At 69.3% G+C, this 19,513-nt stretch carries 15 protein-coding genes and 2 pseudogenes; 2 read left to right on the top strand and 15 right to left on the bottom strand.

Annotated elements, in window-relative coordinates:
* Nucleotides 1-89: 89 nt before the first annotated feature.
* The 3 genes from Prum_RS33860 to Prum_RS49885 form a co-directional block, all read right to left on the bottom strand.
* A complete protein-coding gene (locus Prum_RS33860) occupies nt 90-1,652 on the bottom strand; it encodes a phytoene desaturase family protein (protein WP_173080181.1) in 1,563 nt (520 codons plus the stop codon).
* 369 nt (nt 1,653-2,021) lie between these two features.
* Nucleotides 2,022-2,522: a helix-turn-helix transcriptional regulator gene (locus Prum_RS49890; protein ID WP_218577456.1), complete on the bottom strand. Its 501-nt coding sequence runs from the start codon at nt 2,520-2,522 to the stop codon at nt 2,022-2,024.
* Entirely contained in the window at nt 2,522-3,007 is a 486-nt protein-coding gene (locus Prum_RS49885) for a hypothetical protein (RefSeq protein WP_218577455.1), read from the bottom strand. The genes Prum_RS49890 and Prum_RS49885 overlap by 1 nt, the downstream gene beginning before the upstream one ends.
* 113 nt (nt 3,008-3,120) lie before the next feature.
* On the opposite strand from Prum_RS49885, the gene Prum_RS33850 reads away from it, so the two are divergent.
* Nucleotides 3,121-3,411, top strand: coding sequence for a hypothetical protein (locus Prum_RS33850; protein ID WP_173080179.1), 291 nt, complete (start codon nt 3,121-3,123; stop codon nt 3,409-3,411).
* A 559-nt stretch (nt 3,412-3,970) separates the two neighbouring features.
* Here the strand turns inward: Prum_RS33850 and Prum_RS33845 are convergent.
* Nucleotides 3,971-4,225: pseudogene (locus Prum_RS33845) on the bottom strand (hypothetical protein); the annotation flags it as partial.
* A 508-nt stretch (nt 4,226-4,733) separates the two neighbouring features.
* Between Prum_RS33845 and Prum_RS33840 the strand changes: the two are divergent.
* Nucleotides 4,734-5,873, top strand: coding sequence for an NAD(P)/FAD-dependent oxidoreductase (locus tag Prum_RS33840; RefSeq protein WP_246278653.1), 1,140 nt, complete (start codon nt 4,734-4,736; stop codon nt 5,871-5,873).
* Nucleotides 5,874-5,932: 59 nt separating this feature from the next.
* Here the strand turns inward: Prum_RS33840 and Prum_RS33835 are convergent, their stop codons facing one another.
* The 11 genes and pseudogenes from Prum_RS33835 to Prum_RS33780 all read right to left on the bottom strand — a co-directional run bounded on the left by Prum_RS33835 (nt 5,933) and on the right by Prum_RS33780 (nt 19,479).
* Entirely contained in the window at nt 5,933-7,105 is a 1,173-nt protein-coding gene (locus Prum_RS33835; protein ID WP_173080175.1) for an MFS transporter, read from the bottom strand.
* The gene (locus Prum_RS33830; RefSeq protein ID WP_281369069.1) at nt 7,102-7,998 is read right to left on the bottom strand and encodes a family 3 encapsulin nanocompartment shell protein; all 897 of its coding nucleotides are present in this window, start codon (nt 7,996-7,998) and stop codon (nt 7,102-7,104) included. Before Prum_RS33830 ends, Prum_RS33835 begins: the two co-directional genes overlap by 4 nt.
* Complete coding sequence (locus Prum_RS33820; protein ID WP_173080169.1) at nt 7,970-8,707, bottom strand: sulfotransferase-like domain-containing protein; 738 nt, start codon at nt 8,705-8,707, stop codon at nt 7,970-7,972. The genes Prum_RS33830 and Prum_RS33820 overlap by 29 nt, the downstream gene beginning before the upstream one ends.
* A gap of 54 nt (nt 8,708-8,761) precedes the next feature.
* On the bottom strand, nt 8,762-9,436 hold the full coding sequence (locus Prum_RS33815) for an aldo/keto reductase (RefSeq protein ID WP_281369141.1): 675 nt from the start codon (nt 9,434-9,436) through the stop codon (nt 8,762-8,764).
* Between the two features lie 104 nt (nt 9,437-9,540).
* Nucleotides 9,541-9,687: pseudogene (locus tag Prum_RS55305) on the bottom strand (aldo/keto reductase); the annotation flags it as partial.
* A gap of 101 nt (nt 9,688-9,788) precedes the next feature.
* A complete protein-coding gene (locus tag Prum_RS33810; RefSeq protein ID WP_173080167.1) occupies nt 9,789-12,791 on the bottom strand; it encodes an amino acid adenylation domain-containing protein in 3,003 nt (1,000 codons plus the stop codon).
* Nucleotides 12,725-13,252 carry a hypothetical protein gene (locus Prum_RS33805; protein ID WP_173080165.1) on the bottom strand — a complete coding sequence of 176 codons (528 nt, stop codon included), beginning with the start codon at nt 13,250-13,252 and terminating at the stop codon, nt 12,725-12,727. The genes Prum_RS33810 and Prum_RS33805 overlap by 67 nt, the downstream gene beginning before the upstream one ends.
* Nucleotides 13,253-13,519: 267 nt before the next feature.
* Nucleotides 13,520-14,101 carry a hypothetical protein gene (locus tag Prum_RS33800; protein WP_173080163.1) on the bottom strand — a complete coding sequence of 194 codons (582 nt, stop codon included), beginning with the start codon at nt 14,099-14,101 and terminating at the stop codon, nt 13,520-13,522.
* 349 nt (nt 14,102-14,450) lie between these two features.
* Nucleotides 14,451-15,622, bottom strand: a protein-coding gene (locus Prum_RS33795; RefSeq protein WP_371871189.1) for an IS3 family transposase whose coding sequence is annotated in 2 segments (ribosomal slippage) — nt 14,451-15,382 and nt 15,382-15,622 — 1,173 coding nt in all. Because the reading frame shifts where the segments join, the coding sequence is not laid out codon by codon here.
* Nucleotides 15,623-16,048: 426 nt separating this feature from the next.
* On the bottom strand, nt 16,049-17,800 hold the full coding sequence (locus Prum_RS33785; RefSeq protein WP_173080161.1) for an ABC transporter ATP-binding protein: 1,752 nt from the start codon (nt 17,798-17,800) through the stop codon (nt 16,049-16,051).
* Entirely contained in the window at nt 17,797-19,479 is a 1,683-nt protein-coding gene (locus tag Prum_RS33780; protein ID WP_173080159.1) for an ABC transporter transmembrane domain-containing protein, read from the bottom strand. Before Prum_RS33780 ends, Prum_RS33785 begins: the two co-directional genes overlap by 4 nt.
* Nucleotides 19,480-19,513: the final 34 nt, after the last annotated feature.

Raw genomic sequence — 19,513 nt, 5'->3', positions numbered from 1 at the left:
CGCCTACGTAGGGCGGGCGAGGGCGATCGTGCGTTGGCGCGGCGTCGTTACGAGCAGATCGTCGCCGAGCTCCCGCAGGGTGGGCAAGGTCATCGGGGCGCTCCTTCCGGGCGTGTCCGGCGGCGTTCGCGCAGAATCCCGTCGGCGACGATGCGGCTCCCCAAAACGCATGCGACGGTTCCCAGGCCCGGCCACGTGGAGTCGCCGACGAGCCAGAGACCCGGCCCGCCGAGGTCGTGCGGGACGGCGAACTGGTTGCTGTTGCGCAAGGTCTGGCGGGGTCCGCCGACGGCGCCGCCTGGGCGGAATGCGAACCGTTCGTAGGCCTGCGGCGTGCCGACGTCGAAGACCGCGGCACGCTCCCCGAGCCGCGGATAGACCCTGCGGGCGAGCGCGACGAGGTGCTCGCCGATCTCCTTTTTGCGCTGGGCGTACCGGTTGCTGTCGTGCGCGGACCAGGCGGACAGCGAGGTGTGGGTGGAGATCATGACAGCACGGTGACCGGGTGGGGCGCTGAGGGTGTCTCCCGCGGCCGAGACGGAGACGAACATGTTGTTGCCGTCACCGAACGGCTGCGCGTAGTCCTGGAGCAGCTGGTGGTGCGTGAAGGCATGACAGGCGACCTCCTCGTCGGGCACGCCGAGGAAGACCACGATCGCACCACCGAGCCCGTCGCGGTCTCGATCGAGGTAGCTGACGAGCCGCCGCGCCACCGGCAGCCCACCGCAGACAGTTGCGGTGACCTGGGCCGGGACCGCGAGGACGACCTGCGCCGCCGTGGTCACTCCCCGGTTCGTCATCACCGTGTACGCGCCGGGCCGCCCGGTCACCGTCCGTGCGATCGTTCCGGTCCGTAGTTGCCCGCCCAGCGCCCGATAATGACCCACGACGGTACGCCAGAAGCCGTGCATGCCGCCCTCGTGGCGGGTCAAGCCGGCCCCGCGGATGGTGATGCCGAGCGCGGCGTTGATCAGCGGGGCGCGCTGGACGCTGCTGTGAACCGTGTCCTCGATGAGCATCCCGAGGACCGCGCGCAGCGCCGTGTCCCGGCCAAGGCCGTGCCGGTGCAGCGCGCCGCCGAGCGTGCCGGTCAGATGCCGGGCCAGCGGCGCGTGGCGCAGCCCGACCGCGCGCAGATTGTGCACGACGTCGGACGGGCGGCGCAGCGGCATGCGGATCCCGGCGCGGCTGGCCCGCCAGAAGACGTCAGCGAGGGTGTCGAGCTCGCGCCAGAACGCGCGATGGCCCGGCGTTTCACCGAAGGCGGCGAGCCTTTCTGCTTGCCACCGGGTTGGGTCGCGGTGCAACGTGACGGCCCGGTCCGGAAGCCAAGCGACGTAACCGGGCAGGTGTTCACCCTCCGGCGGCGGCGCGCCCACGGAGTCGAGGAATTCCGCGCCAACGCCACCCGGAGCGAAGTCGACCAGCGTCGTCGCGCCGACATCAAACGAGAACCCCTTGTGCCGCCAATAGCCGGCGCATCCTCCGGCGTGTCCGTGAGCCTCGATGACCACCGTGGACAGGCCAGCGGCCTGCAGCCGCAACGCCGTCGCCATCCCGGCTAGGCCGCCGCCGACGACTGCGACGTCGGCCCGGGCCGGGACGGCGACCCTCCCCCGGAGCGAGGTGTTCTGAACGTTCGTTCTGAACATACGTTCAGAGTGGGCGCGTCACGGGAGGTTTGTCAACTTGGAGTCACGATTTCCTGCGGCGACCGTGTGCGGCCGCTTCATCCGCCGCGTCCATGCCTTCGTACGTCAGCGCGGTGCGGTTTGCCGCACCACGGACCGGGTCGGCGACATAAGTGGGTCCAGCGCGCCACCGTCTGCTCCGACACGGGCGGCGATCGCTATTCCGGGCGAGGAGCCGGCCCGAGGGTGCACGGTTCTCGACACGGCCAGACGCCAGCGAGTCGCGCCGGAGTTCACCTTCGGTGACGAGCTGATCGCGGCAGATGTGCGCGGTCGACGGGCGATTGCCGATCGTGGTGACTGCGGGCGGCGTTGGCCTTTCCGGGGTTGTCAGGCGGTACCGGCGGCGCGGGAGAGCAGAGCTCGGCGGCTGCGGGTGCCGGTCTTGTCGAAGATTGATTTCAGGTGGTCCTGGACCGTGTTGTCGCTCAAGAACATCCGGGTGGCGATGGTGCGGGTGTCCGCGCCGGTGGTCAGCTGGTGTAGGAGCTCGGTCTCACGCGCGGCAAGCCCGCAGGCGCGGGCGAAGATGGCGGTACGGTCCGCAAGCGAGCTGTCCTCGACGGTGACAGCGATCTGCGCGTCCGGGCCGACGTCCGGACCCAGACGCGCCGCGCGCAGCGTGAGCCACCGCGCGTCGGCCAGGTGCATGCGCGCCAGCGGCGGCCGCCTGTCAACGCCTTCTTCGACCGCGACCAGCTGGGCGGCAACGTTGTAAGCGACGGCCGGCACGGGAGCTGTGTCCGAGTTCGGCGGCAGCAGCCGTGCCAGATACTCGAGCGTCTGCGGGGTTTGGCCGAGCACACGCAGACCGGCGTCGAGCAGCAACATCACCGGGCCTGGGTCGCGGGGCCCACCCCGGCCGTGGCCGCGAAGCATAAGGCCACGCACCGCCGCAGATGCCCGGTGAGCAGTGACACGACTTCGTCGAGGAACGCCAACTCGTCCCGGGCGAACGTGCCACCGAGGCGCCACAGATCCAGAAACGCCCAGCAGCCGTACCGGTCCCGGAACACCACCGACGCGACGTCGGTGACACCGTGACCCTGCAGCAGTTCCCGCCACACCAGACTGGCCGCCGGCACGTCGAGCCGGGCGGCCCTGGACAAGCTGGTCCACCGGTTCACCGGTGTGAGGTACTTGAGTCTGATGAGCCGGGGCAGGTCGGGCATGAGCGCCGGCGGCACGAAGGCCACCGGCGCCGTCCCGACCGATGTCTCCGGGTCGGTCAGCGCCCAGACGTAGGCATCGAAGGACACGACGCGGCCGATCTCGGCCAGCGCGGCCGAGCGCAGCGCGCGCGATTCTGTCGCCACGCCGCCGATCCGACGCAAACGCTGCAGCGCCGACGCACGAGTCACTCACCAACGGTAACCACCCAGATGTCTGGGATACCGCGCCCGGTACGACCGAACGTAGCGTCACAGCCATGGCAACGCTACGCATCGAGCATCCCATCACCGACTACGACACGTGGCGGCGCGCATTCGACTCCTTCGCCGCCGCCCGCGACCGGGCCGGGGTTCAGCAGCACCGCATCCTGCGCCCCATCGATGATCAGCGGTACGTCATGGTCGACCTCGACTTCGCCAACGTCCCGGCCGCCGAGCAGTTCCTCGCCTTTCTCCGCACCTCGGTCTGGTCCGATCCCGGCCGCGCACCCGCACTGGCTGGCACACCCCAGACACGGATTCTCGCCCCAGCCGACGACAACGGCTGACCGCGACAGACCATCCGACGTTCGACCCCACCGCTCAACATCACCTGCGCGGACATCGGCAGATGATTGCGCCGGGTTTCGCTGTGGTGCGGCCGTCGTAGACGGAGCGTGATGTTCGGTGGGGTCGGCGACGGTACGCGGATGGCTCCACCCGTGATCTTAAAGCGTGGCGGGGACGGCGATGTGTCCCCCTTGCGGGGTGTGAGCTCCAGCGTGGGTCACTCGTTTGGGTGGCTTTCCGGGGTGCTGGTTGTGGGCGGGTCTGTTGGTGGGAACTCGCCGACTTGCACAGCCTGGCCGTCGCGACGGAGGTGACCTGGCATGCCGAGCTTCCAGTCCAGTCCATTGGTCGAATCCGGCGATGACTTGTTCACCGTGTGGCTGACCCAGGCTCCGGCGAGGCCGCGGGTTCGTGGCTGGGCCCCGGGGCGGCGTCGGGTTGGCCCGGGGTTCGCGTTGTACGGGCGGACCTCGACGAGCAGGTTTCAGGATCCGGTGTCGTCGCGGCAGTGGCAGCGTGACAGCGCCGTGCACCGCCTTGACCCGGACCCGGACCCGGTCACCGCGCCGCACGTGCGATGGATCTTCGCGCAGTGCGGCCGCGTCCGTTCTGCGCGGCGATTCGCTGGGCGGCTTCGAAAGCCTCGACGCTTACCAGCGGTTCGTGAACGATGCTGTCCGACCAGACCCAGGTGGCTGTGTCGTTCCATCGCGCCGACAATCGCATCCGGGTTTCGTAGCCGAGGCCGACATCGTGGACGTCGAGGAGTACCTCGTCCTTGCGCTGTTTGTTCCATACCTGACGGCCGATGTAGCGGGGTTGGCGAGGACTACCCGGATTGGCCCGGCATCGACTTCGCCGACCGCGCCGGTAAGGCGGCTACGGCTCTGTGGTTCATCCAAATGGGCTGACACCGCGGCCACGCGGGCAGGACGCGAGATCGGCGGCGGGTGATCGTCCTGGAACGTCTACCCAGCGGGCAGCCGCGTCGAACGTGTCCGTAGGAGTGGAGTTGAACGCGATCGCGGCGCCGGGAGCGTGCCGACGTACCAGGTTGACCACCCGCTCGAACGATGTCTGACAATCGGGACTTTCCGACGCGGACGGTGGCGCAGTGGCTGCGGTACTGGTCGACCACCCGCCGGTCAATCTGGCCCACCACCCTGCACATCTACGCCCGGCACGTCGCCTCCTTCGATCCCGCCGCGGTCCAGGTTGCCCCACCGTCGTGGTTGACCCACGCTTGCGCGGTGAACCTGCCCTCCGTCGATGGCTGGCAGGTATTGCCCTGGCAGGGGTTCGGCGGCTACGGTCGCCCTTGGTGGAGATCGACTTTCTCGTCATCGGTGGCGGTATCAGTGGTGCCAGCGCCGGGTTTCACCTCGCTGCCCACGGGCGTGTGCTGCTGTTGGAGATGGAGGAGGCGCTGGGCTACCACGCCACCGGCCGCTCTGCCGCGTTCTTCTCTGAGTACTACGGCGGTCCGGCGGTACGCGCGCTGACTCGCTGGAGCCGTGATGTCCTCAGCACGCCCCCGCCCGGGTTCACCGAGTACCCGTTGCTCACCCCGAGAGGCGTGCTTACGCTCTGTCCAGCCGGTGCTGAGCAGCGTTTCGAAGCCGCCCTCCGCGACGGCGCGGAGGCCTCCAGGCCGGCGCGGGAAATCGTTATCCACGACATCCCTGTCTACTGCCCGATTGTGCGGCTCGAGTGGTGCCGTCGCGCGATGGTGAAGCCGGCCGCGCAGGACATCGACGTGAATGCGTTGCACCAGGCGTACCTGCGGGGGATCCGCGCCGCCGGTGGACAGGTGCTGCGTTCAGCCCGGGTGGTCGCCCTGGCCCGCCGGGGCGGGGTGTGGCACGCCTCGACCGGTTTGGGCGAGTTCAGGGCTCCGGTGGTGGTCAACGCTGCCGGTGCCTGGGCGGACGAGTTGGCCGGCCTGGCCGGGTTGCGTCCAGTGGGTTTGACCCCGTTGCGGCGCACCGCATTCCTGGTGGACGTGCCCGACGGCCTCGATGCCACCCGCTGGCCGATGGTCGCCGACGTCACCGAGACGTTTTACTTCAAGCCGGAGTCGGGCCAGCTGCTGGTCTCGCCTGTGGACGCCACGCCGATGCCCGCGGGCGACGTGCGCCCCGACGACCTCGACGTCGCCAGCGCTGCCGTACGCCTCGAGGAGGCCACCACCCTGACCGTCCGCCGGATCCGGCGGGCCTGGGCCGGGCTGCGCACGGCGGCGCCGGACGATGTTCCGGTGGTCGGTGTGGCGCCGGATGCGCCCGGTTTCCTGTGGCTGGCAGGGCTCAGCGGCTACGGCGTCCAGGTGGCCCCGGCGGTGGGTGCGTTGATCGCGTCGCTGGCCGTCGGTGCCACCCCCGCCGATATCGGGCTCGATCCCACACCCCTGGCCCCGGATCGGTTCACCGACCGGCAAGCCAGCCCGGAACGACTGCCGTGACCGGTGCGTTGCCCTAGATCAAGGCAGCGCACCGGCCGTACACGTTCACTGGTTTCGGCTCAGCCGGGCACTCCCTGGTCGACCAGTCGACGCCGGGGGAGTGAGTTGATCGCAGAGATGCCTGCGGAGACTAGGGCGGCACCGAGCATCGTGTAGAAGGCGGCCGGATACCCGGCTACACTCGCCACGATCCCGGCCAGTGGGCCACCGGCGGCCAGGCCGATGTCCCAGAACGAGGTGAACGCCCCCAGCGCGGCCCCCTGATGGGCTGCATCGGTCCGGTTGATGACCAGCAGCGCCAGGGCGGGAAAGAGCAGCGAGAGCCCCGCACCGATCACCAGGCCACCGGCGACTGCGACGATCAGGTTGGGCGCGACCGCGACTAGGAGCAATCCGACCGCCTCCACCAGGGCCGACCAGATCGCCACCCGGCCGGGGCCGAGCTTGTCTGGCAGACCGCCGACGAAGAGCCGGACGCCGACGTAGGTGACGCCGAACGCGTTGAACGCCGCGATCCCATTGGTGATCCCCCGGTCAGTTAGGTGCAGCGCTACGAACGCGGCCAGCACGGCGTAGCCGAGCGCGGCCGTGGAGAGCGCGATCCCGGGTAGCACGGCACTGCCGGGTATGAAGCCTGCCCGGCCCTTCGACGCGGGCTGCTCCGGCCGCTGCCGGGAGGCCACCAGCCCCGCCCCGACCAGCGCGAGAAGGACGGAGGAGAGCCAGACCGTCGGGTACCCGCCGGTGCGCTGCGCGACCGTTCCGAGCAGCGCGCCGAGTGTGATGCCCAGCCACATGTGAATGCCGTACAGGCCGACCACTCGGCCGCGCCGCTCCGGTGGGCACAGCGCCACGAGCCACGCCGCCCCGGCGGTGTAGACCGCCCCCTCGCCGATGCCGTGCAGTACCCGCACCGCCACCAGCACAGGCACGTTCCCGGCGATCAGGTACGCAGCGCTGGCGATGGCGCAGATTGCGGCTCCGGCGAGCATCACGGTCTTGTAGCCGTGCCGGTCCCCGAAGCGGCCGGCGATCGGTCGGGCGATCACGGCGGACACCGCGATGGCGGCGATGACCACCCCGACGTCGACCCGGTTTCCGTCCAGTTCGTCGAGGACGTAGAAGGGCAGCGTTGCCAGTGCCGCGCCCACGCCGAGCAGGCACAGGAAGATGGTGCCGAACAGTGGCACGAACGGCCGGTAGAACGCCAATTTGCCGGCGATCGCGGTCATGCTGGACCTCCCTGGGCCGGAACGACGTGGTGGATGTGCGTCGGTAGGTGGACGGCCAGTCCTTCATGGATCTCCGCGCACACCGCCAGGCCGTCGGTGGCGAAGATGCCCGCGGGCGGCTCCGTGACCCGGATCGCTGACTGGCCGGCGTCGAGCAGGCGCGCGGCCATGGCGAAGTCCCCGACGACTGCCGTGCCCGGCGCCACCATGCGAGTACGGCTGATCTGCATGCCGTTGCGCTCGAAGTCGGTCAGGAGCGAGCCGTGCCCGAGCAGGTGGGTGTAGTAGTCACGCGGGTTGACAATCATGGCGTGCGGGGTGGCCCCGGTCTGCTCGATCTCGTTGCAGGCGTCGAGGAGCCCGGTCAGGTAGTCGCCGTCGTACGGCAGCCGGGCGATCTCGGGGTGACGGAGCAGACCGTGCTCGCCAAGGGTCAGGGCCTGGTTCTCCGCGGTGGCAAGCCGGACCAGGAGCCGGTAGTCGACGAAGACCGCCAGGGCATCGAGGTCCCGGGTCAACTCCTCGGGTACCTGCACCCAGGCCCGGATCGGGTGCACCTGCGCCTCGGCCATGCCGAACCGGAAGGCCGCCTCCCGCCGCAGGTCCGATTCGTGCACCGTCTCCGCCTCGTCCGCGTCCGGCCGGGTCTCGCACCAGAAGCGGACGGGGTCCATGTCGACCGGCCGCTTGCGGAACAGGTTCCGTACGGTCACCCGGGGCGTTCCTTCGTCGGCCGGAAGGCGTCGGTGATGGTGTAGTCGAAGCGCACGTCGGCGCTCGTGGGGTCGGCGGCGAACGCCTGGGCGAACAACTGGCCGGGGGACACGTCGGTCGAGACGCGGGGGGTCGGGATGGCGGCAGTGGTCATGTGTTGTCTCCCGGGGCGATGGCATGTTGGAGCAGTCGCTCGTAGAAGGGGTACTGATGGTCGTAGTAGGACCTCAGTTGCGGGCTGTTCTCGACCGTGACCTCGAACGACTTGGCCACGGGCGCGAATCCGTGGCTGCGTTCCACGTCGAGGTGCCACTTGCGGGTCCGTTGCCACTCCGCGCGGTCCTCGGGTGTCCAGTGCAGCGCCTCGGGCAGGAACGGCAGGCCGACCGACGCGCAGTAGGCCGCGATGGTCCCTTCGGGGTCGCGCAGCAGGTCCTCGGCCGATACCACCACCGGAGCCTTCCGCGCAACCCGGCGGACATGTTCGAACAGTTCGTACTGGTGCTCATAGCCGATCTCTGGGCAGGTGACCGTGGGTTTAATCGCGTAGTGCGAGCTGATCGTCCGGCTCGGGTGCCGGACGATAAAGGTGTGCACGGAGTCGGCGATCTCGTCGGGGTGGTCGAAGAGGTACGCGTAGCGGTATTCCAGGGTGTCCTTGACGAAGACCGTACGGTCTCGCGCGAGGTCCGCCAGGTGCGCCAGGACGTCGCCCAGGCTGGTGACCGTGACGGTGCCGCCGTCGCGGGTCGGCAGCGGGACGTTTCCCTCGTCGACGAGGGTGACCAGTGGCTCGTGGACCACGGTGACATCACCGCGCGCGATCATCATGCGCAGGAAGGCGGTGCTGAGCGCCCGCGGGTGGGCCCACATGGCGATCACTGGCACGGCGCCTCCCGCGTCCGCGGTGGCTCTGGAGGCAGGGGGCGGGCCGGGCGGGGATCATTGTGACCACCATGTCGGAGTGCGGTCCCAGCGGTGGTCTCGCAGGCGTGTCAGCTGCTTCTCCTCCAGGGGCGTACGGTCGCTGACCGCCATGTTCGCGCGGACGTGCGCCAGCCGGCGCATGCCGGGAATGACGGTGCTTACGGCCGAGTGGTGCAGGATGAAGCGGAGCGCGAGTTCGGGCATGGTCATGCCATCGGGTAGGTCTGCGGCCAACCGCTCGGCGCGCTCCACGCTCGGCAGGAGATTCTCCGGCCCGAAGTAGGTGTTGCGCCAGTCCTCCGGCGGCCAGGTGCTGTCGGCGGTGAGCGTGCCGGTCAGGCTGCCCTCGTCGAACGGGACCCGGGCGATGATGCCGATGTCGTCGCGCTGCGCCCGGAGGAACAGGTCGTCCTCCGGGGCCTGGTCGAAGATGTTGTAGATCGCCTGGATGACGTCGATCAACCCGGTGTCGAGCGCCGCCATGCAGTTGGTCGGCTCCCAGCGGTTGACGCTGATGCCGACCCCGTCGACTAGACCCTCCCGCTTGAGCTGAGTGATGGCTTCCTGCCACCGCTCCTCGGTGGCCCAGCGGTCCTCCCAGACATGGAACTGGAGCAGGTCGATCCGGGACACCCCGAGGTTGTCCAGGCTGCGCTGGGTGTACTCGCGGATGTGGTCGGTCGGGTACACGTCGTCCAAGCGGTCGTCCGGCTTCGGCGGCCACTCCCGGTTCTTCGGGGGATCTTGGTGCCGACGTAGAGCCGCCGGTCCGGGTGGCGGCGCAGCAGCGCGCCGAGCAGCTGCTCGCTGATGCCCCGACCGTAGACCCAGGCGGTGTCGAAGAAGTTGCAGCCCAGTTCCACGGCCTCGTCGAGGCATCCGGGCGCGGCGTCGTAGTCCCATCCGGTGAAGCCACCCGGGCCGCCCCCGATACCCCACATGCCGTACCCGACCTCGCTGACCTCCCAGCCGAGGCGGCCCAACCTGCGATAGCGCATCCGTTCCTCTTTCTGTATCGATCCGTCACGCCGTCGGGCACCGGTCAGAGCGGTGCGGCCGGCAACAGCAGTCGAGGACTGCCGTCTGCTGTCTCGTGCTCGCGCAGCCAGGCCTGATAAGCCGCGATCGAGGTCTGCAGCGGCTGGTCGCCAGTCAGGTTCCAGCGCTGTTCCAGCCGGTGGCACTCGTCCCGGCGAAACAGCCGTGGATTGTCGACGAGCAGCCCCTCGAAGGCCATTCGTAGGTCCTCCTCGCCGGCCGTGCGCTGCTGAGGCAGCAGCGACAACAATGCTGCGAGCCGGCGGTCGGCGGTGTCGCTGGCGGCGGCACGCAGGCTGGTGACGAACTGTGTGCAGGTGACCCGCGGAAGGGGGCCGCCGACCTTGGAGGGCAGGTCGGTGAAGATCGTGCTCCGCGGATGGAAAATGTGGACCGTCCGGCCCCAGACGTGCTTGTCGACGACGGCGGCGACGGCCCTGCGAGCGACGTAGTCCACCGGCGAGTAGTCCGTTCCGATCGCTGCGGCCGGACGTATGCCGAGCCGCTGGCAAGCTACGAGCAGGAGGTGGGTCAGGGCCCGCTCATTGGGGTGGCCGTTGTCCGCGGCGGGCATCACCTCGCCGAGGCGGAGGATGGTGACGAGCGCACCCCGCCGCCGGGCGGTGCCCAGGTATCGCTCGGCCACCCACTTCGACCGGCTGTAACCGCTGTGCGGCGGCACGGCCATGTCCGAGGCATACTCCTCGCCGAGCGGATGCGGCTGTAGTGCGGCTTCGGTGTCCAGGGTGCCCAGGGTGGAGATGTAGTGCAGGGGCTTCGGTTGGTGCGCCATGGCCAGCCGGAGCAGTTCGGCGGTGCCGTGGACGTTGGCCGGCCGGTGTGCCCGGTAGTCGAAGAGGAAGTTGACCAGTGCTCCGTTGTGCAGGATGGCGTCGCAGGTTCGCGAGAGGTGGTCCCAGGTCGGGCGGTCCAGCCCGAGATCCGGGCGGCCCAGATCGGCCCGGAACGCCGTGAGCCGGTCCGCGAATCGCGGCTGCCACAGCCCACGCTCGGTCAGCGCCCGGATCACCCGGTCGGTGGCATCGGCGTCACCGGCGGCCCGGGCCAGGCAACACACCCACAGATCGGTTGCGGTGAGCAGCTCGTGCACCAGGCGGCTGCCCACGAACCCGGTGGCGCCGGTGACCAGGATGGTCCTTAGCGTCACCCGCGAATCGGCGGCGTGGATGGTCAGCGTCGCCGGGAGGCGGCTGTCCCGTTCGACCAGGTCGTCCTCCGTCTCGGCGGGCTCCAATCCGCCGCTCCGCTCGGCGAGGAACCGGGCCATACCGGCCGGTGTCGGCCAGTCGAACAGGTCCTGGACACCGACACTCACCCCGCTCACCTCGGTCAGTGCCATGGTGGCGGAGACCGCCTGCAGGGAGTCGCCGCCGGCGGCCAGGAAGTGGCTGTCGCGGGTCAGCTCGGGCTGGCCGAGGACGTCCTGGAACACGGCCAGCACCCGGTCCAGCAGGGTCTGGGGCTCGGCGGCCTCGGCCAGGCGTACCGCGGCCTCGGCCAGCTTGTGGTCGACGAGCTGCTGCAGCCGCCTCCGGTCCACCTTGCCGTTGTCGGTCAGGGGCAGCTGGGGCAGGAGGAGGATATGCCGGGGCAGGCTCGTCCGGGGCAGCAGCCGAGCCAGCTGCTCTCGCAGTGCCTGCTCGGTGAGCCCCTCCTCGGCGGCCGCGACGACGGCGAGGGAGCGGAGCCTGCCCTGCCTCGCCACCAGGGCCTTGGCCTGCCGGACGCCGGGACACCGGGCGGCCGCCGCCTCGATCTCGCCCAACTCCACCCGTATGCCGTTGATCTTCACCTGGAAGTCGCGGCGGCCCACAAAATACAGCCGCCCGTCGGTGCCGAGATAGCCCAGGTCTCCGGTCCGGTACAACCGGCTGCCGGGGATCTCCGGCAGCGGGTTCGGGACGAACGCTTCTGCGGTGCGGGCGGGCGCGGCGAGATAGCCGGCTCCCAGGCAGACGCCACCGATAACGATTTCACCGGTAGCGCCGGGCGGCAATGGCCGCATGGCCGGGTCGAGCACCGCGGCATAGCAGTTGTCGATCGGATGACCGATCGGTACGACTTCGCCGTCCTCGGGCGACACTGGGTGGAAGATCATGCCGATCGAGGCCTCGGTCGGACCGTACCCGTTGGTGACCCTGACGTCCGGCAGCAGCTCCCGAAGCCGGTGCACCATGGCGGGGTTGATCTCCTCGCCACCGACCACCAGGGCGCGCAGGGAGGCGAGTTTGCTGCGGGCGACCGGATCCCGGTCCACCATGGCCACCAGGACGTTGAAGATGCTCGGGACGAAGTCGGTTACGGTGACGCCTTCGGCGGCGACAGTGTCCAGGACGTACTCGAGGTTGAGGAACTCGCCCGAGCTCGGTACGACGACCCGGCCGCCGGTAGTCAACGGCCAGAACATCTGCCACACCGAAGAGTCGAAGGTGTGCCTGCTGTTCTGCAGTACGACCTCGTCGCCGGTGGCCCCGAAGTACCGCGTCATGAAGCGAAACCGGTTGGTCAGCCCGGCATGGTGGTTCATCGCGCACTTCGGCGTCCCGGTCGTGCCGGAGGTGAAGATTCCGTAGATCAGGTCGTCCGGCTGGAGCGGCACCTGCGGGCGTCGGGCGGTTGACACGATGTCGTCGAGCGCCACGGTAACGACGTGGGCGGATCCATTCCCGGGCAGCGGCTCGGCGGTCGCGCCCAGCACTAACCGGGGCTCGATCACCTGCGCCACGGCGCGTAGGCGGTGTGCCGGCCAGGCGGGATCGAGCGGGACGAACGCGGCGCCGAGCTTCATCAGGGCCAGGTAGGCCACCGGCAGTTCGAGGCCGTCGGCGAGCAGGACTGGCACCACGTCTCCGTACCGGGCGCCACGTGCCGCCAGCGTGGTGGCTAGGCCGTTCGCCAGCTCGTCGAGCTGCCGGTAAGTCAGCGACCGGCCTCGGAACGAGATCGCCGGCCGGTCAGGGTGTAGGTCGGTACGCTCCTCGACCATCCTCGGAATGGCCTGGAACGGACCGTGATCGACCCGGCGGCCGGCGCAAGGGCCCAGAGCGACGGTCCGGGACGTGTAGCCGATCCCGCCGGCCCCGCCGGTGGCAGCAGCGGATCGGCGAGCAGGGCGGTGAGTACCTCGGCGAAGATCTCGGCCACCGCGGGCAGGCTCACCGACCATGGGTCCGCCGGGTCGCAGCGGGCGGTGACCGCCACCGCGGCGCCGGGCTGGCAGTGCAACAAGACTGCATGCGCCCCGTCGGTCCCGGGCCGGTCAACGTCGAGTACCACCACCAGCTCCCTGGAACTGTGGGAGCCGGCGGTCGGTGCGGCGAGCGAACGGACCTCGGTGCGGGCGCGTGCCCCGTCCAGCCGGCGCAGGCTCGCTGGCCAGTTGGACAGGCGTAGAACCTGCTCACCAGCCACGATCCGGACCGGCATCTCCCGACGGAGCCGATCCACCGTCTCCAATGCGGCTAGGGCGGCCGCCGCGACGATGTCATCCGGTCCGGCGGCGGGATCGCCGGGGGTCGTGGGTGGGACAGCCTCATACCGACACGTCGGGTGTTCCGCGGGCGAGGGCTCTGGACGCCCGATGCCGACCGATCTCATCCGTGCGCTCCCCAATGCAGACACACCGGTCCGACATCGGCCGCGGTGGCGAACAGTAGCGGGTCAAGTCGGTGCCTGGTCAGGGACACTAGGGAATCTCGCGAGACAGGGAAACATTCAGCATATTACGTTGAAGTAAAGAAGATAGTGGCGTTCATCATCGCCCGCGCCGCGGTTTCCGCCGCCCCTGCTGCGCTGGCGGTTAGCCTCAGCCATTGCTAACTGTTGATCAAGGCGGTCGCTCCGGTTTGGCTGATCTTTGTTGTGGTCGATCTGGAGGCGGGCGTGATGGTGGGTCCGACGCGGTGGTCGGGTTCCTCCGTGGGCTGCTGGTCGGGGCGGGTTTGTGGTGTTCAGGTGATGGGTTGGGGTAGCGCGGCCAGCCGCTGGAAGGCGGTGACGATCTGATCGGCCCTGGGCCAGCGTTCGCTGATACGCAGCCGGGTGCGGCGGGCTGAGCGCGTGATCCGCCGCCGCCGGACGCGACGCCTCGGTCAGAACCTCTTCGTCCACCGGATTCGCGACAGGATCCCGCGTTGACACCGCGTCGAGGCAGACGCCGACACCGCTCCCAAACGCGTCGATCGCCCGCGCGCCGAGCGGAGCAACCAGGCTCGCGGAGGTAAGCGAGACGCTCCAGGCACCCCAGTCGACATCGACCGGCGTTCGATCCAGGTGCGCTCTCCGCAGCGCCATCATGAACCGGGCGTACTGCGAGAACAGCTCCTCCTATGCCCGCAATTGCTTATCGCGCAACCAATGCCGCTCCTGTACCCGACGGGTGACCACACCGCCCGCAAGAACACCGAGGGTCGCCGAGAGCGCACCGCCGAACGTCATAACGATCGCTGCCACCGTATCCACGACACAACAGTCTGGCAGCGAGGTATGCAGGAAGCTAGATCGACAACATTCCCCGAAGTGACCGCGTCCGACGGGTCTGGTAGGCCACACGCACTCTGGGAACGCACTGATCTCGGCATTATGCGGGTGAACTTCGTTCACCTGTGAAGTTCCCCCGGTTTTCCGGACGGGGGACGTGTGGTGATCACGCTGCTCGTTGAGCGGGCGTGTGGTGGGTTTGTTCGTACTGTACGGGGCTGAGGTAGCCCAGGGCGGAGTGTCGCCGGGTCGGGTTGTACCAGGCGTTGATCCACTCGAAGATGGCGTTGGCGAGGTCGTCGCGGGTGCGCCAGGTGTGCCGGTCCAACAGTTCGGTTTGCAGGCTGGCGAAGAACGCTTCGGCCATGGCGTTGTCGTAGCAGTCGCCGATGCTGCCCATGGAGGCGAGGATCCCGGCGTCGCGGAGCCGTTTGCCGAAGATGTAGGAGGTGTACTGGGCGCCGTGGTCGCTGTGGTGGATCACGGTGCCGTCGGTGGGTCGGCGGGTCCAGGTGGCCATGTCCAGGGCGTCGCAGACCAATTCGGCTCGCATGTGGTCGCCGATGGCCCAGCCCACCACGCGGCGGGAGTACACGTCCAGGACGACGGCGAGGTAAAGCCAGCCCTGCCAGGTCATCTGCTGGGTGATGTCGGCGACCCAGAGCTGGTTGGGTTGCTCGGCGGTGAACTTGCGTGCGACCAGGTCGTCGGCGGGTGCCGCCTCGGGGTCGCGGACGGTGCAGCCGTGGAGCCGGCGGCGGTGGATGCCTTGCAGGCCAGCGTCTCTCATTAGCCGCTCGACCCGTTTACGTCCACAGTGGATTTTGTGGCCGAGCCGTAGTTCGGCGTGTACCCGCGGCGAGCCGTAGCTGCCGCGAGAGTCGGCGTGGATGTCGATGATCGCATTGGTCAGATAGGCGTCGTCCAGATCGCGGCCGGAGGGGCCGTTGGTGCGCCACTCGTGGAACCCGGAACGGGACACGCCCAGGGTGCGGCACAGCAGGGTGATCGGGTAGGTGGCCTTCTCCACCTCGATGAACCGGTAGATCATCGGGGTGGCAGAACGTTCTGTTGGGCGAAGAAGGCCGCGGCTTTTACCAAGATCTCCTTTTCCATCTCCAGCACCCGAACCTGACGGCGCAGCACACGAAGCTCCTCGCGTTCAGCGCCGGTCAGGCCCTCACGGTGCCCTTCCTCGACGTCGGCCTGGGACATCCAGTTCCGCAGGCACGACTCGGAGATCCCCAAACTCTTGGCCAGCTCGGCCACCGGCTTCTCACGCCGGCGCGCCAGTTCCACCGCACGACGGCGGAACTCCGCAGGATGTGGTGCGGGCATGTCCGGACTCCTCTCAGTGAGGACAACTGCTGCCCTCACACCTGGGTTGTCCGGAAACCGGGGGAACTTCAGCGTTTGCTCCCGCGTCTCTGAGAGGGGAAACATGACGAACCAAGAACCGCTCGCAAGCCGCCTGAACTGCTGAAACAGTAGCTGATCTCGTTAGATGTGCGAATCAGTGTGACGGCCGCCGCAGGCGGTCGGTTCGCTGCCGGACAGGTTTCGACAATGATTGCCATCATCTCTGGCTTGGCCGGCTCCAGAGTCGGCCAAGGACCCCGAGCCCGTCAGGTGGAGCGATGTCGTCGGTCAGGCAGTTCCAGGTCACCTTCGATTGCGCACGTCGCTCGGTTCTGGTGCGAGGTGTCGGGGTACGTCGTACCGCTCGCGATCGGTCAAACCCGTCAGCCTTCTCGGTATCACCGCTCATTGGGCGCCCCGGCTGGAGTCCCATGCCTCCCACAGGCGTGCGTAGGTGCCCTGCGCCGCTACGAGTTCCTCGTGGGTACCCGCCTCGATGATCCGTCCGTGCTCCATCACCACGACCCGGTCGCAGGCGGCGGCTTGGGAGAGTCGGTGGGCGATCACGAGCCCGGTACGACCTGCCAGCGCGGCATCGGCTGCGCGGTCGAGGAGGCCGGCGTGGGTGGAGCCGGCTTCGGCGGTCGCTTCGTCGAGGATCGCCAGCTCCGGAGTGGCGAGCAGCAGGCGGGCGAGGGCGAGCTGTTGTGCCTGGGCATCGGTGAGTGGATGCCCGCCGGTGCCGACGAGGGTGTCCAGCCCGTCGGTGGCCAGGTCGAGGATCGTGGTCGCGCCGGTGGCGTCGAGTGCTGTGTGGAGGTCACGGTCGGTGGCCAAGGGTGCAGCGAGGGTGAGGTTGTCGCGCAGCGTCCCGGCGAACACATGGACTTCCTGGGTGATGACCACGGTGCGGTCGGGGCGGGCCACCGTTCCCGTCGAGGGCGGGTGGATGCCGGCGATCACGGCGGCAAGCGTGGTCTTGCCGGCCCCGGAGGCGCCGACCACGGCGACGTGCTGACCGGCGGCAATGTCGAGGGTGATCTCGTCGAGCACGAGGGGGCCGTCGCCGTACCGGAACGCGACGTCGCGGATCCATACGGCGGCGCCCGTCTCGAATGCCGGTCCCTGCCCATCCGCTCCGTCCGCCGCGTCCGTGTCGGCCGGCGTGGTGGCGACGCCGATCATGCGGCTCAGTGAGGCGAGGACGGACTGGAGGTCGTCGATGACGAACATCAGCTGGTTGACCGGCCCGAGCAGGCGCAGGACGAGCAGCATGGCGGTGGTAGCTCCACCTACGGTGGAGGCCCCGCGGTCGATGAGGAAGAAGCCGACGACCAGCACGGCGGCCAGGGTCAGGCATTCGCCGAGGTTCAGGCGAGCGTTGAACATGCTCTGCACCGTGCGGGCCCGCAGCGCCTGCACCGCGACGCCCCAGGAGCCCGTCATCACGGCGTGGTGTCGCTGCGCAGCGAGTCCGAAGCCGAGCACGGTGGCGTAGCCGCGCTGGGACTCGACGATCTGCTGCGCGCGGGCGCTCATCGCCGCGCGCTCGGCGCGATACACCGCTGGCCCGGTGCGCAGATACCAGCGCAGGGCGACCACGTAGACGGGCAGCACGACGGCGAACGCGGCGGCGTAGGGCCATTCCAGTGCCGCGAGCCCGCCCAGCGACACGACGATAGTGAACGCGGCGACCGTGAGGGCCGGGATCACCGCGGGGGCGGCATCCGCCACGGCGGTCACGTCGTCGCTGGACCGGGAGATCAGGTCCCCCGTGCCGGCGCGCTCGACGACGTGCTGCGGCAGCGTCAGACCACGCTCCACGAGCCGTTCACGCAGCGCGGCCAGAATATTGTGAAAGACGCGCGTCGCCAGGACGATCGTCACCGCGGTGCCGGCGGCCCCGAGGACCGCCGAGACCATCATGGTCACGGTGAGCGTCAGCACGGTGCCGAGATCGGCGGTGCCTGCCTGCACTCGGTCGACGAGGAATCCGATCGCCACGGGAACGATCAGGTCGACGGCGGTGCTGGCGATTCCCACCACGCCGACGGCGGCGAGCCGGAGCCGATGCCCACGGCTGAGCCGCCACACCTCTCGGGCCGTCTCCCGCCCGTTTGCGACGGGAAGCGCATCGCCTGTGGTCGTCTCTGTCATCTCGCTTCCGTCCGGTCGAGTACCGGCGCGTCCGCGAGTAGGTCGACGATCCGGTCGCAGCAGCCCAGCAGTGCCGGGGAGGAGGCGATCAGCAGCGTCGAGCGGCCTGCGCGGAGGGTGCGCAGCCGCCCTGCGATCGTCTGCTCGGTCACCGAGTCGACCGCGGTGGTCGGCTCGTGCAGCACCAGCACCGGCGCATCGGTCGCCAGAGCCCGCGCGAGGGCGATGCGCTGCCGCTGGCCGCCGGAGAGGCGGTTGCCGTTCTCGCCGACCGGATCGTCGAGATCGGCGGCGAAGTCGTCACAGGCCGCCGCGCGCACCGCGGCTCCCAGCCGCTCGGGGGCGCTCGTGGTGCTCGTCGGCGCGGTGAGGTTGTCGCGGATCGTGCCGGTGAACAGGGTCACCCGGTGCGGTGCGACGGTGACCCGGGAGTGGTACTCGGCCGGGCTCATTTCTTGTGCCGCGAGTCCGTCGAGGCGCACCTCGATGCCACTGTCGTGATCCGGGCTCAGCAGTGCCTCGGCGATGCGTGCGGCGGTCGGGTCGTCGGCGCGCACTCCGACGAGCTCGCCGGGCTCGACCTGGACGTGCACGCCCTCACCGGCCACCTCCAGAGTGCACGCCGCCGACGCGGGTGCCCGTGACGGGCTCCCATCAGCGGGGGCGGAGGTGTGGACGAACGGTAGTACGTCGAGGAGGCGTGCGGAGGCCGCGCGGGCATTGGCGAGGTTGGGGATGGAGAGGCTCGCGATCCACTGCATCTGCGGCAGCAGGGCCTGGGAGAGGCCGACAGCGGCGATCAACCCACCGACGCTTAGCCGCCCATCCACGGCGAACCAGCCCGCCAGCCCGGCCACCGCGACGATGAACACGCCGTTGACGACGCCCGAGCCCAAGAGGAACCGCCCGAGCAGGCCCGCGTTGCGCCGCGCGCCGACGAGGGCCTCCCCGCTGGCTCGCCGATACCGCCGGGTGGCTTCGGCCTCGGCGCCCACGCCCTTGATCACCCGGTAGCCGGCAACCAGATCAGTTGCCTGCCCGACCGTGGAGGCCAGCAGCGCTTGGTACTCACCGGTGTCTCGGGAGAGCCGCTTGCTGAGTCTGCCCATCAACCAGACCGCGACCGGCGCCCCGAACAGCACCACGAGTCCGAGCAGCCAGTGCGTCGCCAGCAGCGATACCGCGATGAATCCGATGGCCGTGATCCTCGAGACCGGGATGATCACCAGGATCACCGCGTTGGACAGGCGCGTGACGTCGTTCGTCATCACCGAGACCACGCCGCCGTCCGGCGCACGGGCGGTGCCGCCGACCGGATGCAGCACGCCGATCGAAAGGACGCCGCGGAGCCGGTGCTGCAGCAACTGCACCGCATAGGCGGTCAGCCGCAGCGAGAGCCCGGCCGCCGCCGTCAAAGCGACATACAGGGCGACCAGCACACCGAGCCACATCCCCAGCTGTCCCGCATCCCCGGTTGCGAGTGCCCGGTCGATCGCGAGGCCCATCACCACCGGGACTGCCGACTCGCCGACCTGCCACACGATCGCCAGCAGCATCGCCGGGATGGTGACCCGCGGTAGCGAGAAGATGACGCGCGCCACGAACCTGTCGGGACGGTCGCCTGCTCTGACCTCGAACGGCCGGACATCGGGAGGTTCGGCGGGAACCTGCCACAGCACCGGCAGCCACCGCGTCAGTGGTCCTCGTCCCAGG

Source organism: Phytohabitans rumicis, assembly GCF_011764445.1.
GTDB lineage: Bacteria > Actinomycetota > Actinomycetes > Mycobacteriales > Micromonosporaceae > Phytohabitans > Phytohabitans rumicis.
Note: the sequence above shows the minus strand (reverse complement) of the source record. Positions and strands in the feature narration are given on the sequence as shown.

Excerpts from the sequence above, each read along its gene's own strand:
- Prum_RS33785 (WP_173080161.1), bottom strand. The coding sequence starts at position 17,800 with ATGACAGAGACGACCACAGGCGATGCGCTTCCCGTCGCAAACGGGCGG.
- Prum_RS33810 (WP_173080167.1), bottom strand. The coding sequence starts at position 12,791 with ATGGTCGAGGAGCGTACCGACCTACACCCTGACCGGCCGGCGATCTCG.
- Prum_RS33800 (WP_173080163.1), bottom strand. The coding sequence starts at position 14,101 with ATGATGGCGCTGCGGAGAGCGCACCTGGATCGAACGCCGGTCGATGTC.
- Prum_RS33860 (WP_173080181.1), bottom strand. The coding sequence starts at position 1,652 with ATGTTCAGAACGAACGTTCAGAACACCTCGCTCCGGGGGAGGGTCGCC.
- Prum_RS49890 (WP_218577456.1), bottom strand. The coding sequence starts at position 2,522 with ATGTTGCTGCTCGACGCCGGTCTGCGTGTGCTCGGCCAAACCCCGCAG.
- Prum_RS33835 (WP_173080175.1), bottom strand. The coding sequence starts at position 7,105 with ATGACCGCGATCGCCGGCAAATTGGCGTTCTACCGGCCGTTCGTGCCA.
- Prum_RS33830 (WP_281369069.1), bottom strand. The coding sequence starts at position 7,998 with ATGCCATCGCCCCGGGAGACAACACATGACCACTGCCGCCATCCCGAC.
- Prum_RS33850 (WP_173080179.1), top strand. The coding sequence starts at position 3,121 with ATGGCAACGCTACGCATCGAGCATCCCATCACCGACTACGACACGTGG.